This window comes from Burkholderia sp. Ac-20344, assembly GCF_017104975.1.
Lineage (GTDB): Bacteria > Pseudomonadota > Gammaproteobacteria > Burkholderiales > Burkholderiaceae > Burkholderia.
In genome coordinates, this window is record NZ_JAAGPP010000011.1 from 1 (window position 1) to 13,946 (window position 13,946).

At 67.5% G+C, this 13,946-nt stretch carries 20 protein-coding genes; 15 read left to right on the forward strand and 5 right to left on the reverse strand.

All coding sequences use genetic code 11. The features are described 5' to 3' along the window. The first annotated feature begins 88 nt into the window (after window positions 1-88). Both G3N64_RS05610 and G3N64_RS05615 read left to right on the forward strand, forming a co-directional pair. The gene (locus G3N64_RS05610; protein WP_205782827.1) at window positions 89-283 is read left to right on the forward strand and encodes a hypothetical protein; all 195 of its coding nucleotides are present in this window, start codon (window positions 89-91) and stop codon (window positions 281-283) included. After that, a complete protein-coding gene (locus tag G3N64_RS05615) occupies window positions 280-783 on the forward strand; it encodes a periplasmic heavy metal sensor (RefSeq protein WP_205782744.1) in 504 nt (167 codons plus the stop codon). Before G3N64_RS05610 ends, G3N64_RS05615 begins: the two co-directional genes overlap by 4 nt. Window positions 784-930: 147 nt before the next feature. Here G3N64_RS05615 and G3N64_RS05620 read toward each other — a convergent pair whose 3' ends face one another. After that, a complete protein-coding gene (locus G3N64_RS05620; RefSeq protein WP_241020787.1) occupies window positions 931-1,788 on the reverse strand; it encodes an alpha/beta hydrolase in 858 nt (285 codons plus the stop codon). 581 nt (window positions 1,789-2,369) lie between these two features. On the opposite strand from G3N64_RS05620, the gene G3N64_RS05625 reads away from it, so the two are divergent. The 3 genes from G3N64_RS05625 to G3N64_RS05635 all read left to right on the forward strand — a co-directional run bounded on the left by G3N64_RS05625 (window position 2,370) and on the right by G3N64_RS05635 (window position 5,204). After that, window positions 2,370-3,764, forward strand: coding sequence for a DUF1800 domain-containing protein (locus G3N64_RS05625; protein ID WP_205782745.1), 1,395 nt, complete (start codon window positions 2,370-2,372; stop codon window positions 3,762-3,764). Then, complete coding sequence (locus tag G3N64_RS05630; protein ID WP_205782746.1) at window positions 3,761-4,924, forward strand: DUF1501 domain-containing protein; 1,164 nt, start codon at window positions 3,761-3,763, stop codon at window positions 4,922-4,924. The genes G3N64_RS05625 and G3N64_RS05630 overlap by 4 nt, the downstream gene beginning before the upstream one ends. A 61-nt stretch (window positions 4,925-4,985) precedes the next feature. Next, complete coding sequence (locus G3N64_RS05635) at window positions 4,986-5,204, forward strand: YXWGXW repeat-containing protein (RefSeq protein ID WP_205782822.1); 219 nt, start codon at window positions 4,986-4,988, stop codon at window positions 5,202-5,204. Between the two features lie 200 nt (window positions 5,205-5,404). Here G3N64_RS05635 and G3N64_RS05640 read toward each other — a convergent pair whose 3' ends face one another. Further along, window positions 5,405-6,598 carry a tyrosine-type recombinase/integrase gene (locus G3N64_RS05640; protein ID WP_205782747.1) on the reverse strand — a complete coding sequence of 398 codons (1,194 nt, stop codon included), beginning with the start codon at window positions 6,596-6,598 and terminating at the stop codon, window positions 5,405-5,407. After that, window positions 6,595-6,903, reverse strand: a complete 309-nt coding sequence (locus G3N64_RS05645) for a hypothetical protein (protein WP_205782748.1) — start codon at window positions 6,901-6,903, stop codon at window positions 6,595-6,597. The genes G3N64_RS05640 and G3N64_RS05645 overlap by 4 nt, the downstream gene beginning before the upstream one ends. 20 nt (window positions 6,904-6,923) lie before the next feature. Between G3N64_RS05645 and G3N64_RS05650 the strand changes: the two genes are divergently transcribed. After that, window positions 6,924-7,304, forward strand: a complete 381-nt coding sequence (locus G3N64_RS05650) for a DUF4377 domain-containing protein (RefSeq protein WP_205782749.1) — start codon at window positions 6,924-6,926, stop codon at window positions 7,302-7,304. A gap of 9 nt (window positions 7,305-7,313) precedes the next feature. Here the strand turns inward: G3N64_RS05650 and G3N64_RS05655 are convergent, their stop codons facing one another. Next, the gene (locus G3N64_RS05655) at window positions 7,314-8,702 is read right to left on the reverse strand and encodes a DHA2 family efflux MFS transporter permease subunit (RefSeq protein ID WP_205782750.1); all 1,389 of its coding nucleotides are present in this window, start codon (window positions 8,700-8,702) and stop codon (window positions 7,314-7,316) included. Between the two features lie 158 nt (window positions 8,703-8,860). Here G3N64_RS05655 and G3N64_RS05660 point away from each other — a divergent pair, with 158 nt between their 5' ends. Then, the gene (locus G3N64_RS05660) at window positions 8,861-9,721 is read left to right on the forward strand and encodes a LysR substrate-binding domain-containing protein (protein ID WP_205782751.1); all 861 of its coding nucleotides are present in this window, start codon (window positions 8,861-8,863) and stop codon (window positions 9,719-9,721) included. Window positions 9,722-9,795: 74 nt separating this feature from the next. Here the strand turns inward: G3N64_RS05660 and G3N64_RS05665 are convergent, their stop codons facing one another. Continuing rightward, a complete protein-coding gene (locus G3N64_RS05665; protein WP_241020788.1) occupies window positions 9,796-10,122 on the reverse strand; it encodes a VOC family protein in 327 nt (108 codons plus the stop codon). 257 nt (window positions 10,123-10,379) lie between these two features. Between G3N64_RS05665 and G3N64_RS39615 the strand changes: the two genes are divergently transcribed. The 8 genes from G3N64_RS39615 (at window position 10,380) to G3N64_RS05695 (ending at window position 13,944) form a co-directional block, all read left to right on the forward strand. After that, entirely contained in the window at window positions 10,380-10,583 is a 204-nt protein-coding gene (locus G3N64_RS39615) for a hypothetical protein (RefSeq protein ID WP_241020789.1), read from the forward strand. Further along, window positions 10,580-10,702, forward strand: a complete 123-nt coding sequence (locus G3N64_RS40155; protein ID WP_277399094.1) for a hypothetical protein — start codon at window positions 10,580-10,582, stop codon at window positions 10,700-10,702. Before G3N64_RS39615 ends, G3N64_RS40155 begins: the two co-directional genes overlap by 4 nt. A gap of 11 nt (window positions 10,703-10,713) precedes the next feature. Next, the gene (locus G3N64_RS39620) at window positions 10,714-10,929 is read left to right on the forward strand and encodes a hypothetical protein (protein WP_241020790.1); all 216 of its coding nucleotides are present in this window, start codon (window positions 10,714-10,716) and stop codon (window positions 10,927-10,929) included. Window positions 10,930-11,391: 462 nt separating this feature from the next. Beyond that, window positions 11,392-12,069 carry a hypothetical protein gene (locus G3N64_RS05675; protein ID WP_205782752.1) on the forward strand — a complete coding sequence of 226 codons (678 nt, stop codon included), beginning with the start codon at window positions 11,392-11,394 and terminating at the stop codon, window positions 12,067-12,069. A 395-nt stretch (window positions 12,070-12,464) separates the two neighbouring features. Beyond that, window positions 12,465-12,701 (forward strand): DNA-binding protein, encoded by a 237-nt coding sequence (locus G3N64_RS05680; protein ID WP_205782753.1) that lies wholly within the window; start codon window positions 12,465-12,467, stop codon window positions 12,699-12,701. Further along, complete coding sequence (locus tag G3N64_RS05685) at window positions 12,688-13,104, forward strand: type II toxin-antitoxin system VapC family toxin (RefSeq protein ID WP_346778802.1); 417 nt, start codon at window positions 12,688-12,690, stop codon at window positions 13,102-13,104. The genes G3N64_RS05680 and G3N64_RS05685 overlap by 14 nt, the downstream gene beginning before the upstream one ends. Window positions 13,105-13,293: 189 nt before the next feature. Further along, window positions 13,294-13,677 carry a hypothetical protein gene (locus tag G3N64_RS39625; RefSeq protein WP_241020792.1) on the forward strand — a complete coding sequence of 128 codons (384 nt, stop codon included), beginning with the start codon at window positions 13,294-13,296 and terminating at the stop codon, window positions 13,675-13,677. A 63-nt stretch (window positions 13,678-13,740) separates the two neighbouring features. Further along, window positions 13,741-13,944: a cold-shock protein gene (locus tag G3N64_RS05695; RefSeq protein WP_006483056.1), complete on the forward strand. Its 204-nt coding sequence runs from the start codon at window positions 13,741-13,743 to the stop codon at window positions 13,942-13,944. The last annotated feature ends 2 nt before the right edge of the window (window positions 13,945-13,946 follow it).

The following is a 13,946-nucleotide window of genomic DNA, read 5'->3' on the forward strand; positions in this document are numbered from 1 at the left end:
CGCCTGGTACTTCGCCTGGAAGTACGCGTAGATGTCCGCGTAGGTCGGCGCGGTGATGCCGCTCGCGCTGATGGTCGGCGCGACAGTGGTGAGCGTCGTCGTCACAGGGTGGTCTCGATGGTGGTGGACGGGCGCAGCGTTCGCGGGCGTGGGCCTGGCCGGCGCGCTCGCGGGCGCGGTGGCCGTGTCGATGCTGATGCTCGGCAGCGTGCCGTCTTCGCATGAGCCGGGCTATCTGACAACGACGTTCGGCGGACCGAGCGTGGACTGGAGTGATGAATGAGTGAGCGTGGCTGGAAATTCATCCTCGTCGGTTCGGTCGTGTTGAACGTATTCATGCTCGGTGCGATCGGCGGCGGCGCGTATCAATGGTTTTCGACGCATCGCGACCTGCGGGCCGCGGGCGGACCTGCGTCGCACACCGCGTTGCGTTTCGCCGCGGGCGAATTGTCGGACACGCGCCAGCAGGAATTCGTCGCGGCACTGAAGGCGGCGCGCAAGGACGGCCGGGATGTCGTGCGGGAAGCGCGCGACGACCGGATTACCGTGCTGGATCTGCTCGCCGCGCCGCAATTCGATCGTGCGGCGATCGACGCCGCGCTCGACCGCACGCGCGCGGCCGATACCGCGCTGCGTACGCAGGTCGAGCGCAGCGTCGTCGATTTCGCGGCGACGCTGACGCCGGACGAGCGCGCGAAGTTCGTCGACGGGTTGCGACGCAGCGGTAACTGGCGGTTGCCGCCGAAGTGGCAGAAGAAGCACGGCGACGCGGGGAGTCAGTAAGCAAACGCCGCGCGGGCGACGCGCGGCGGCGTGCTTTTTTCGGTGATGCGCAAGGCAGGTGCTGAAGGCCGATCGATAGCGCTTGCGGGCAAGCTTCAGCGAAGGATCGCAAGGGGCAACCACGACTGCGTTACGCGGCAGGCATGTTCAACGTGCAAGCATCCACTTGGAGATTGCGTCGACCACGCCGCTCTCCAGGCCGTTGAAGCCGTGATACGCGAACGCTTCGCACGGATCGCCCCGGGACGTGCCGCCCGACACGATGATCAGTTCGGCCTTCGGAGACTGGTCCAGTTTCTTCAACAGCGTATCCGTTTCGGATACCGGACAATGCTTGCAGCCGTCCTCCTCGTGATGAACGACGAGCACCGGAATCGTGAGGCTGGCGAGGTTCATGTCCGTGACCGCAGTGCCCACTCTGTCTTCGCGGAGGATGGTGGACGTCAGCACGATGCCGTCGGGCCCGCCGCCGCCAGAGAGCGCAACGGCGATTGCAGCGGCGGACTGCGTGCCGCGGCTCGTCCCGACCAGCCAGACCGGTACGTGCAGTTGCTCCCTCAACCAGGCGATCACGGCACGCGCGTCGTCGGCATGTTCCTTCGAGAGTCGAAAGCCGTTGAGGTAGGGCGCCGATTGCCGGTCGCTCGGTGCGTCGATGACCGCGACCGCGATGCCGTCATTCACGAACAGTTGCCGGGAGCGGACGAGAAAGTTGCCTGCGCCCCATCCGAACCGTCCGGACGGCTCCAGTTGCAGCCCGCCGTGTCCGCCGGCATACAGAATGGCCGCGGCCTTCGGTGAATCCGGCGCGATGAAGAGAAACCGCTGAGTCACGCCGGGGCGAGTCGGAATATCGACGACCCTGGGCTGGCTCTGCGCATGCACCGCATAGCCGTGCAGCGTCAACACGACGGCGAGCAGCCACGCGGTTGTCCAGCGCGAAGGCGGGCGCATCGAACGGAAGCAACGAAATCGCGCACGTAAGCTGACGGGACGGTGGGACATCGTAGCGGTGGCCGCCGCCTTCCGCCGTGGCCGGCCGGAATGCGGCAGCATCTCCTGGTCAAGGTAGTGGCGCCACGTCGACGCGATTGTGCCGGGCCGTGGCTGCCCGAACCGTCGTGTTCTTTCCGACGCGCGGCGCTCAATGCGATTCGACGAACGGAACGATTTCGCCGTTGTCGCGCTTGAGGTCGCGCGCGCCGTCGCTTCATGCGAACGTCGTTACATGAGTCTAGATCGCTTTCCGGGAAGGGCAAGCGCCTGACGGCCTCGATGCGGCAAGCGGGGATTCGCCGATTGCGGTTCTTCGTCGGCGATCGTGACGAGCCGAGCCGAACAGGTTTGTGAATGCCGTTCATCCGGATTTCGAAGCATGCACGGCCTCCGGCAACGCACGGGCCCACGATACGGCAACTGGACGATCCGTCGGTTCGCTGCATCCGTCAGTCGAATCCGCGACGGACATTCAAACGGCAGCACGCACGCATTCAAAGCCGCTCGACGCCCCCGAAATATTTGCCTTCCCGGCGACGGATTTTCCGCCGGCCGACGTTAAACACGGGTACGCATCGCGAGAGCCCCTCATGGACCACCCGAACGACATCACACCGGCCGCCATCGCGCTGAACCGTTTCGGTCTCGGTGCGCGGGCCGACGAAACGCCGCCTGCCGACCCGAAGGCGGCGCTCGTCGCGCAATTCGACCGTTACGATGCGCGGCCGGACGCGTGGGCCGGCGAGCCCGACGCGGTGGCGCTCGCGACGCGTTTCGCGAACTCACGCAATGCAATGACCGGTAACGATCCGGCAACGAAGCGCGCGACCGAGCAGTCGATCCGGCGCGACGGCTACGACACGTATCGCAGTGCCGTCGTCGCGCGGCTGAACAGCGCGCTGAATACGCCCGCGCCGTTCGTCGAGCGTCTCGTGCATTTCTGGGCGAACCATTTCGCGGTATCGGTCGACAAGGGGCCAGTGGCGGCCTACGCGGGCGCGTTCGAACGCGACGCGATCCGCCCGCACGTGCTCGGCCGTTTCGAGGACATGCTGGTTGCCGTCGAGCAGCATCCCGCGATGCAGTTTTTCCTCGACCAGGCGCGCTCGGTCGGCCCCGACAGCCCGGCCGCGCTGCGTGCCGAAGCGCGCAATCCATCGGCCAGACGCGGGCTCAACGAGAATCTCGCGCGCGAAATCATGGAACTGCACACGCTCGGCGTACGCACGGGTTACACGCAGGCCGACGTGACGGAATTCGCCCGCGCGCTGACCGGCTGGAGCATCGCCGGCGGGCGCGGCCCGCAGCCCGGCGATGCGGCGCCCGGTGCGTTCGTGTTCCGCCCGAAATTGCACGAACCCGGCGTGCGTACCGTGATGGGGCGCAGCTACGGCCAGCCCGGCGAAGCGCAGGCGCGCGCGATCCTGCACGACCTCGCGCATTCGGAGGCGACCGGCAGGCATGTCGCGTTCCAGCTTGCCCGTCATTTCGTCGCCGACAATCCGCCGCCCGCGCTGACCGACCGGCTGGCCCGCGCGTTCGACGCGAGCGGCGGCGACTTGCCGACCGTCTATCGCGCGCTCGTCGATGCGCCCGATGCATGGTCGCCGGTCAACCGCAAGTTCAAGACGCCGTGGGAGTGGGCCGTGTCGTCGCTGCGCGGGCTCGGCTGGCACGACACGGGCGACCTGAAGGCCGCGCCGCTGCTCACGCAGCTCGGCCAGCCGGTGTGGCGGCCCGGTTCGCCGGCCGGTTACGACGACGTTGCCGCGAGCTGGGCCGCGCCCGACGCGCTCGTGCGCCGCGTCGAGTTCGCGCAGCGGCTGGCCGCGCGCACGGGCGACCGGCTCGACCCGCGCTCGCTCGGCAACACGCTGCTCGCCGGCTCGTTGAACGCACCGACGGCAACCGCGCTGTCGCGCGCCGAAAGCGCGACCACGTCGCTCGCGCTGCTGCTCGTATCGCCCGATTTCCAACGGAGATGACCATGGCACTGTCCCGCCGACAATTCCTGAGCGTGGCCGCCGCCGGCGCAGGCGCGATCCTCGTCGCGCCGCGGATCGTGTTCGCGAATGTCGCGACCGACCGGCGCTTCGTGTTCGTGATCCAGCGCGGCGCGGCCGACGGCCTGAACATCGTCGTCCCGTATGCCGAGCCCGCATATGCGTCGCTGCGCGGCCCGCTCGCGATCGACACGGCGGCCGCGACGCGGCTCGACGGCACATTCGCGCTGCATCCGTCGCTCGTACAGACCGCGCAGTTGTATCGCGACGGGCAGGCGCTGTTCGTTCACGCGATTGCATCGCCGTATCGCGACCGCTCGCATTTCGACGGCCAGAACGTGCTCGAGACGGGCGGCCGCGCGCCGTACCAGGTGAAGAACGGCTGGCTGAACCGGCTCGCCGCGCTGCTGCCGGCCACGCGTGAAAGCGCGATCGCGTTCGCGCCGACCGTGCCGCTCGCGTTGCGCGGCATCGTGCAGGCCGCGTCGTACGCGCCGTCCGGTTTGCCGTCTGCGCCCGACGACCTGCTCGCACGTGTGTCGGCGCTCTACGAGGCCGATGCGCAGCTCGGCCCGCTATGGCAATCGGCGATGGACGCGCGCGGCCTCGCCGGCGATGCGCATGCGCGGCAGGATCCGGCGGGCGTCGGCAAGCTCGCGGCGACGTTTCTCGCGCGTGACGACGGCCCGCGCATCGCGATGATCGAGACAGGCGGCTGGGATACGCACAGTGCGCAGAACGCGCGGCTCGGCAATCAGCTGAAAGCACTCGACACGATGCTCGCCGCGCTGCGCGCCGGCCTCGGGCCCGCGTGGCAGCAGACCACGGTGCTGGTCGCGACCGAGTTCGGCCGCACGGCCGCCGCGAACGGCACGGGCGGCACCGATCACGGGCAGGCGTCGGTCGCGATGCTTGCGGGCGGCGCAGTTGCGGGTGGCCGCGTGATCGCCGACTGGCCGGGGTTGCGGCCGGGCGACCTGTACGAAGGGCGCGACCTGAAACCGACCGCGTCGCTCGACGCGCTGATCGCGGGCGCCGCCGCCGAGAGCCTGGGACTCGATCCGCATCGCACCGCGTCCGCGCTGTTCGCGGAAAGCGGTGCGACGCGGCCGATGAGCGGCTTGATTCGCGGAGCCGTATGACGTGAAGCGTTGCCGCATCGGCAGCGACCCATCCATTACACAAAAGGGAGAATGCAACATGATGAAGATCCGAACCATTTCGCTCACCGTGCTGGTCGCGGCCAGTGCGACGCTGCTGTCCGCGTGCGTGGTCGAACCCGTGCGGCCGCCACAGCCGGCACCGGTCGTCGAGGTGCCGCCGCCGATGCCCGCGCCGGGCTATCGCTGGGCGAAGGGACATTATCGGTGGGCCGGCAATCACTGGGCATGGGTGCCCGGGCACTGGGTGGGCGTGTACTGATCGAGCGTGACGTGCCGTACGGAGTGGGGCAGCGTATTGAAATGCGAAGTGCGTTGACCTAAGCCGCTGGGTTCCGGCGACGGGCATTCCCGCTCGTCCATCGCGGCGAGCCGATCCGCGGCCGCCGTTCCCTTCGCTACGGCACCTCCATGAAAGCAAGGCTCGTTGCGCGAGCCGGGATCCATCAGGCCGGTGCGCGCCTACCACCCGATCCGGTGCTTCTCCTCCGTCTCGCGATGCCGCCAGTCGTCGTCCGCGTGCAGGTACTGGCTCGTCGTCGTGAGCGACGCGTGGCCGAGGTTGTCGCGCACGAGCCGCAGGTCGACGCGGCCGTCGGCCATGTGTGAGCCTGCGCTGTGGCGCAGCCAGTGCGCGGACGCCTGTTCGAGCACACGCGCCTGCTGCTCGCCGGCTTCGCCGTTCGCGCGCAGCCCGTCGGCCGCGTGCCGGAACACCTGCTTCACGATCCGGTGCAGCGCGGCGCGCGTGAGCGGCTTGCGCGCCTGGCCGACCGGCAGCACGAGCGGCGTGGGCTCGCCGTCGGACGGCAAGGCGGGCAGGCCATGCGCGCGCCGGTAGCGCGACAGCTCGGCCATCATCTCGTCGGTGGCCGGCACGAGCCGCTGCCGGCCGCCTTTGCCCGTCACGTCGAGCCACCAGCGGTCGCGCCCGTCCGCGTCGCGCCGGCAGAAGAACTGGCCCATCGTCGTGTCGGCCGCTTCGGTGATGCGCAGCCCGCCGAGATACAGCAGCGTGAACAGCCAGCGCGCGCGATCCGCATGGAAGCCCGCCCGCGCATCGTCGCGCGGCATCGCGGCGATCGCGTCCTTGACCGACTGCCACAGCGATTGCCCGAGATGGCGCGTGACGCGCGGCGCAGGGCGGCGCTGCCGCTGCCGCGACAACGCGAGCGGATTGCCGGCCAGGTAGCCGGCCTGCACGAGCCACGAGAACATCACGTTCAGGATCACCAAGGCCTGCCGCTGGCTGGCCGCCGACAGCGGCCCGTAGAACGGCCGCCAGCGCGGATCGTCGCGCGGATGCTTGCGCCCGCCGTTCGCGCACCACAGCTCGGCCGGCGCAGGCGCGAGCAGGAACTGCCGGTAGACGACCAGATCTTCGTGCGCGAGCGACGACAGCGGCTTGCCGCATGCGATCACGGCCCACAGCAGCAGGCGTTCGGCTTCCTTGCGATAGTTCTGGAACGTGGTCGGTGTATCGACGAAACGTGCGAGCCATGCGCGCACCGCGTCGAGGTCGTTGGTCGCGGCAATCTGCGGATGCGCGCTGTTCGAGCGGTTGGTGCCCGTGCGTCCGTCGAGTGCGGCCGGCACGGTCAGCGCATCGATCGGCAGCGGGCGCAGCGCGGTGTCGGACGGAACGGATGAGGTCATGCGAAGCGGGGTGCGCCGCGCGGATCGTACGCATGGGGCCGGGCGGACGAACGCAGCGCGATCGGGCAGATCGGGAAGCGTCGATGGTACACGATCACCACTCGGTGAATCCGCCGTGCCGGGATGATCGACAGGTCAGGCAGCATGCGCCGCCGCTTCGACGTTGAAACGGGCCAGGCGGATTCGATAGCGGACAGTTGCTGCGAATGCATCGCCGCGGTGACGGCAGGCAGTTGTTTCAGCGGCCGGCTTTGTAAGCTGTTTGTGAACTTTCCCGCCGTGCGGGTTTCTAATCGGCCCTCCAACGCTTCCTGAGGAACACCAGATGATTCGCCAATCCAGAACGCTGCTCGGCGCGGCCGTCATTGCCGGCAGCACGCTCCTCGCGGGATGCCAGACCGGCGCAGTCGCCACGTCGCCGAACGCGGTGCGTCTGACCGATGGCAAGCCGGTGACCCGGACCGTCTATGTCGCGCCGCAATCGGCGCGCTGCACGGGCGTCGCGCCGATGGAGTGCCTGCAGGTGCGCAACGGCCCGAGCGAGCCGTGGAGCCTGTGGTACGCGGGCATCGAAGGCTTCGCGTACCAGCCCGGTTACCTGTACACGCTTGAAATCGACGAATACCGCGTCGCACAGCCGCCGGCCGACGGTTCGTCGATCCGCTGGGTGCTCAAGCGCGTCGTCGAGCGCCGCACGGCGAACTGACGGCCGCGCTCACGCGGACGGGCGCGCTGCCGCACCGGCCGGCGGCGCGGCCGTATCGATCCGCCGGAACACGACGGACGACAGCAGCGTCACCACGCCCATGCACGCGAAAGACAGCATGAACCCGTGCGCCATCGAGCCCCAATAGGTGGCAAACAGGTTGACGAGGCCGCCGCCGATCGACACGCCGAGCCCCATCGCCAGCATCTGCATCATCGTGAACAGGCTGTTGCCGCTGCCGGCGTCGGCATGCGACAGCCCCTTGAGCGTCACGCCGTTCATCGCCGCGAACTGCATCGAGTTCGCGGCGCCGAACACGATCAGCAGCACGCCTTCCAGCACCGGCGCGGGCCGCGCCGACACCAGCGCGAACCCCGCGATCGCGCACCCGACGATCCCCGTATTCACGACCAGGAATGCCGCGTAGCCGAAACGCTTCACGAGCGGCGCGATCCAGCGTTTCGCGATGACGCCCGCGATCGCGGCCGGCAGCATCATCAGCCCCGACTGCAGCGGCGTATAGCCGAGCTGCACCTGCATCAGCAGCGGCAGCATGAACGGCACCGAGCTCGTGCCGATCCGGCACAGCAGGTTGCCGAGCAGCCCCGACCCGAAGTTCGGCTCGCGGAACAGCCCAAGCCGGAACAGCGGCTGCGCGCGGCGCCGCGCGTGCGGCAGGTACGCGAGTGCGCTCGCCAGCCCGAGCACGGCGAGCCCGGCCGCCCACGCGGCGCGATGCGCGGGCATCGGCGGGTCGATCGCGAGCGACAGCGCGATCATCGCGACCGACAGCAGCGTACAGCCGACGAAGTCGAACGGCGGCGGCTGCGTCGCCTGGTCGTGCGGCAGGTAGCGCTGCACGGCGAGGAAACCGACCACGCCGACCGGCACGTTGACGATGAACACCCAGTGCCACGAAATCGCCTGCGTGAGCCAGCCGCCGAGCGTCGGCCCGACGATCGGCCCGAGCTGGCCGGCGATCGACACGAACGCGATCGCCGCGACGTACTGTTCGCCCGGCACGCGGCGCAGCACGGCAAGCCGCCCGATCGGCAGCAGCATCGAGCCGCCGATGCCCTGCAGCGCGCGCGCGGCGACGAGCTGGCCGAGCGTATGCGACGCCGCGCAGCCGATCGATGCGAGCACGAACACGAGGATCGCGAGCGAGAACACGCGGCGCGTGCCGAACCGGTCGGCCAGCCAGCCGGACGCCGGCGTGAGCATCGCCATCGTCAGCGTATAGACGACCACGACGGGCTGCATCGCGAGCGGCGACGCGTGCAGGCTTTGTGCGATCGAAGGCAGGGCGGTGTTGACGATCGTCGTGTCGAGCGACTGCATGAAGAACGCAGCGGCGACGATCCAGAGCAGCGCGGAGTGTGTGGGTTCCCGGGACATGTCGAAATCGGAGATGCAAAGGCCGGCGCGGGCGGGGCCGTTGCGCGGTCGCACGGTGCCTGCCGGTCTTCAAGCGCACGATGGTACCGATTCCGATAGTCATCGGGAAGCTGACTGAAGACGTTAACTGTCATCGGCAATGCCAATGACAATGCGGGATGCTCAATCCCGTCTGGCTCAAGACGTTCGCGACCGTCACGAACTGCCGCAGCTTCACCGAAGCGGGCCGGCAGCTCGGGCTCAACCAGTCGAGCGTCAGCGAACATATCCGTCGTCTCGAAGAGAGCGTCGGCCGGCGGCTGTTCGTGCGCGACACGCATTCGATTGCGATGACGGCCGACGGCGAGGCGCTGCTCGTGCATGCGAACGTGATCCTGCAGGCACTGAACCGCGCGGAATCGCAGTTCCGCAAGCCGCGGCTGCAGGGGCTGGTGCGGCTCGGCGCGCCGGACGATCTTGCGCTCGTCGCGTTGCCGGATGTGCTCGCCGGGTTTCGCGCCGCGCACCCGGACGTCGCACTGGAGATCACCACCGGCATGACGAGCCGGCTCTACGAAGGGCTGGACGCGGGCGCGCTCGACCTGATGATCGGCAAGCGGCGGCTCGGCGAGCGGCGCGGCACGCCGCTCTTGCGCACGCGGCTCGAATGGGTCGCGCGGCCCGGTACCGTCGTCGATCCGGAGCGGCCGCTGCCGCTCGTGCTGGTCGCCGAGCCGAGCGTCACGCGCTCGATCGTCCTGAACGCGCTCGCTGAGAAGGGGATCGGCTGGGAAGTCGTGTGTTCGAGCAGCAGCCAGCCGGGCTGCATCGCGGCCGCGCGCGCAGGGCTCGGCCTGACCGCGACGTCGCACTATTTGTCGACGCGCGGGCTTGCGCCGCTGGTCAATGGCGACGCGCTGCCCGTGCTGCCCGACATCGAGTTCATCGCGCTGGCCGCGAAGCGGCTCAGCCAGCCGGCGCGCACGCTGCTCGAACTGCTGGAAGCGAGCGACCTGAGCACGCCGGGCGCGGACGCATAACGGGCTCGCCACTCGGGCAGGCACCCGCATCCGGCGCCGCGCCGCGCGCCGTCATGCGGCCCGTTTCTGCGAAATCACGCACAGCGCGCCGTTCTTGTCCTCCAGCACGCGCGGTATTCGTGCGGCCCGGCCTGCATGGGCACGCGCACCGACGCGCCGGCCTTCACGACTCGTGCCATCGCCGCATACAAGTCGTCGTCCTCATCGACGCGCAGCGTGAGCGCCGCGCGCTCGACGATCTGCTCGTCGCCCGCGACCAGCGCGCTCGTCAGCGGGCCGCCGTCGAGCGCGCAATAGCGGTCGCCGTCGCGGAACTTCATGCTCAGGCCGAGTCCGTCGACGAACAGCGGCAGCGCCGTGTCGATGTCGTCGACCGGATACAGCGGCATCGATACCTTCATTCCCTCTCTCCCTTGTCGTTGGTCGGCGAGCGCAACGCGCCGCCGTTCGATGCTAGCGCGCCGCTCGCCGCTCGCCGCTCGCCGCGTCACGCAGTCCGATCGGATGACGGTGAAACCCCTCTGTCCCCGCAAGTGTGCCGGTACTCCGAACCGACGATGCCCGCACCCGTCCGAGCGCCGACACTCCCAATCGTGGATCGTCGCGCTTCGTCCGTATCGTGCGGGCGGGCTGTACGACCCCGACTCGTCCAACATGCATGGAGACGCACGCAATGAGGTTTTCCCTCATCTACAAAGCCCAGACCACCGGCGCATCGCGCGAGGGCGACCCTATCGGCGACATGGCGCACGACGACCGGCGCCGCGCGATCGACGTCGAGACGATCGGCTTCTTCGTGGCGGCGAAAGCCGCGTTGCCGCGTTACCGAACTTCCGCGCGTTGGGCGGCGGATCGTTCGTGACACTCGGGTCGGCCGGGCACCTGCGTTGGCTCGGCCGCGACGGGCTGCCGGTCGCGCCGAAGGCGGCGAACGAGGAGGGACGTTACGACATTCGCGCGAATTCGATCCTGTTGGCGTGATCGAGGCCGGGATGTTTCCGGTGCTGCTCGAACAGGGGCAGTTCGACCAGGCATGGATCGACGAGACGCAGAAGATGCATGCGCACGCATCGGTATTCACCCTGCATCGCCACGCGCGATCGCGCATCGGCCTCGCGTTCGACCGGCGCGAGGTCGCATCCTTGCAACGCATTCTTCAAAGCATTGCGCCGCACGCGCTTGACGGCAACGACAACTCCGGGCGCTGACGGCCGTCACGTCTCGTTCCGCACGCGCTGCGGCAGCGATGTACAACACATCAGAACGCGTGGCCCGGCTTCGTCTGTCGAATAACGATGCGTTCCTGAAACATTTCCTCCGATTACACCCCGCGTGACCGCCCATGTTTTGCGGTGACGCTTGTCCCGCTTCGGTTTGCGCCGCATGGCATGCGCTTTGCGGTTGACCCGGTGCCGCCGGTGCAAACGAAACGTGCAAGAACGATGGACGTATCGGCGGCGTGCAACGACATCGAAACAAACGGGGAATCGGATCGGGCCGCGGTCGCCGCCTGGAGCGGCGTACATGCCGCGCATGTCGTATCGGTCATGCGCACGGGGCAACGCGTTCCCGATCCGTCGAACAGCAAGCGTGCTTGCAAGGTGTCGTGCCGGGGTTCGCATCACGCAGGGCGGCGCAGGCCGCATGCGTTGGCGAGGCGCGCCCGGCACATGTCGGGGGAGGCGCCCGTGAAAATGACGGTGAACCAATGGGCCGCGGTCGCGGTGATGTGCGCCGCGAGCGCACATGCGCAGGAAATCTACCTGCAGGGCGGCACGCAGGGCGTCGGCATCGGCGCGGCTGTGAGCTTCAATTCGATGCTGGGTGCGCATGCGGACTTCAATGCGATCGATCTTTCGCATGACTTCACGGTGGCCGGCAATCGCTATCAGGACGACCTGAAGCTGCGTCAGGGCGGTCTGTATGCGGATATCTTTCCGTGGCGAGGCAGCGGCTTCCGGGCGACGCTCGGCCTGCGCTTCAACGACGACACTATCCGCGGCGTATCGGTGCCGACCAACGGCACCTATGTGTTCGGCGGCAAGCGCTTTCCGGCGATGCCGGGGATGTACGCGGTGGCGGAAGCGCGCTATCCGACCGTGATGCCGTACTTCGGGATCGGCTACGGGCATCGGCCGGCGTCGAAAGGGCTGGGATTCGTGGCCGATCTCGGCGTGGCGTACGGGATACCGAAATGTTCGTACACGCTGTCGCCGGAACTGGCGGCCGCGGCCGGGCCGGCGAAGAGCCAGATCCTGGCCGCGAGCGGGCTGGACTCGCTGCGGCAGGTGATGTCGCGCTATCGGTGGTATCCGGTTTTGCAGATCGGGATTTCGTATCGGTTCTGATCGGTTCAACTGTGTTGCGCGTGCCGGGCGGGAGATTGCCGGCATCGCCGATACGGGCGCGGCAACGGGTGTTGGCACCCGCGCCGGCTGATGACCGTCGCAACCAGCGCACGTGGCGGCGTTGAATGCAGCCGCCACGCTCCGATCGGCGCACGCCCGCCCAGGCCGTTCAGCTGTGATTGGCCGATCGGCCGTCTTTCGCGCGGTTCCGATTGGGCTTACCTTGCAGACAGCAGTTCGACGTGTCGGGCGAGCGGCGCATGCCGAAAGGATTCATGCGGCCCGTTGCCGTTCGCCGACGCCAACCACCGTCCTCGTTCCGTCGATGATGATAGCAATGATTGCAATTTGCGGTCATGATGCTATCATTGATATCAACCTGAATGGAGGGAATCATGGCAAATCTACTGGTGCGTAACGTGGATGACAGTATCGTTCAGAGCCTGCGCGAGCAGGCTGCGGCAAATGGCAGGAGTGCCGAGGCCGAACATCGGGCCATTCTGGCCGATGCGCTCGGCCGGCCGAAGCGAAAGACATTTGCACAAGTGCTGATGAGCATGCCCGAGGTTGGCGACGACGCGGATTTTCAACGTGTTCAGGATTCGGGAGAGGCCACGCGTGTATTTGATTGATACGAACGTCATCAGCGAAATCAGGAAGGGCAAGCGAACCAACCGCGGCGTGCGGGCGTTCTTCAGGCAGGCAGCGGCGGACGCAAGCCCGCTTTACCTGTCCGTTGTGACGGTTGCTGAACTTCGCCGCGGCGTCGATCTGATCCGTCATCGCGGCGATCATTCGCAGGCGTCGGCGCTCGAGGCATGGATTGCGACGATCCTGTCCGACTATGCACCGAACATCCTGCCGGCCGACATCGAGATCAGCCAGATGTGGGGGCATTTGCGCGTACCCGATCCGACGCACGAACTCGACAAGCTGATCGCGGCCACCGCGCTGATCAACGATCTCACTGTGGTCACGCGCAACGTCGCTGATTTCGCCCGCACTGGCGTCAGGTTGCTGAACCCGTTCGACTGATCCGGGTTGCCGCGTCGCGGCAACCGGCCCCCGCTCCCCGTGTCCTCCGCCACGCATAGCCCATTCTGCCGGGCCTCCGCGCCGCTCCAATTCCCCGTCGCCTCTTGTCCCGACAGACGATGTGACACCACCCCCGACCGGCCGGAATCCTTTCACGAACAACGGATTCTGGACCCGGAGGAGGCCGACATGATCGATGTCCGTGTGCTTGGCTATGTCGTCGTCGAGGCGACGCGCGTCGATGCGTGGCGCCGCTACGCGGAAGACGTGCTGGGCATGCGGGCGCTCGATGCGCGCGACGGCGAGCGGCCGGATGACCTGCGAGCGCGTGTTCGAATCACAGTAAAAGCAGGCGGGCCGGCCGAAAAAAGAGGGGCGTATCGAATCGGCCTCCATCGGCCGGCAACGCCCGCCGGACAAGGCGCTCACGGGGGCCATGCTTGTGCATTGCACCAAAATGTCTTGACGAAACGGCTGGTATGGCGTAGTGTCCGAGACCGAAGTCGTCAAGAAGTTCGATTGCTCATCATTGGCCGCACCCAGTGCGGCAGTCGTTGGTCTCTCCCTCTTTGATTCTTTCTGTGCCCGTTGCGGGCGCATGTTCAATTATTCGTCATTTGTATTAAGGAAGTAATTGTGGATACCGGTACCGTCAAGTGGTTCAACGAAACCAAGGGCTTTGGTTTCATCTCCCCTGACAACGGCGGCGACGATCTGTTCGCCCATTTCTCCGAAATTCGCGGCACGGGCTTCAAGACCCTGGCCGAAGGCCAGAAGGTCAGCTTCGAAGTGAAGCGTGGCCCGAAGGGTCTGCAAGCGTCGAACATCACGCCGCAGTAAGC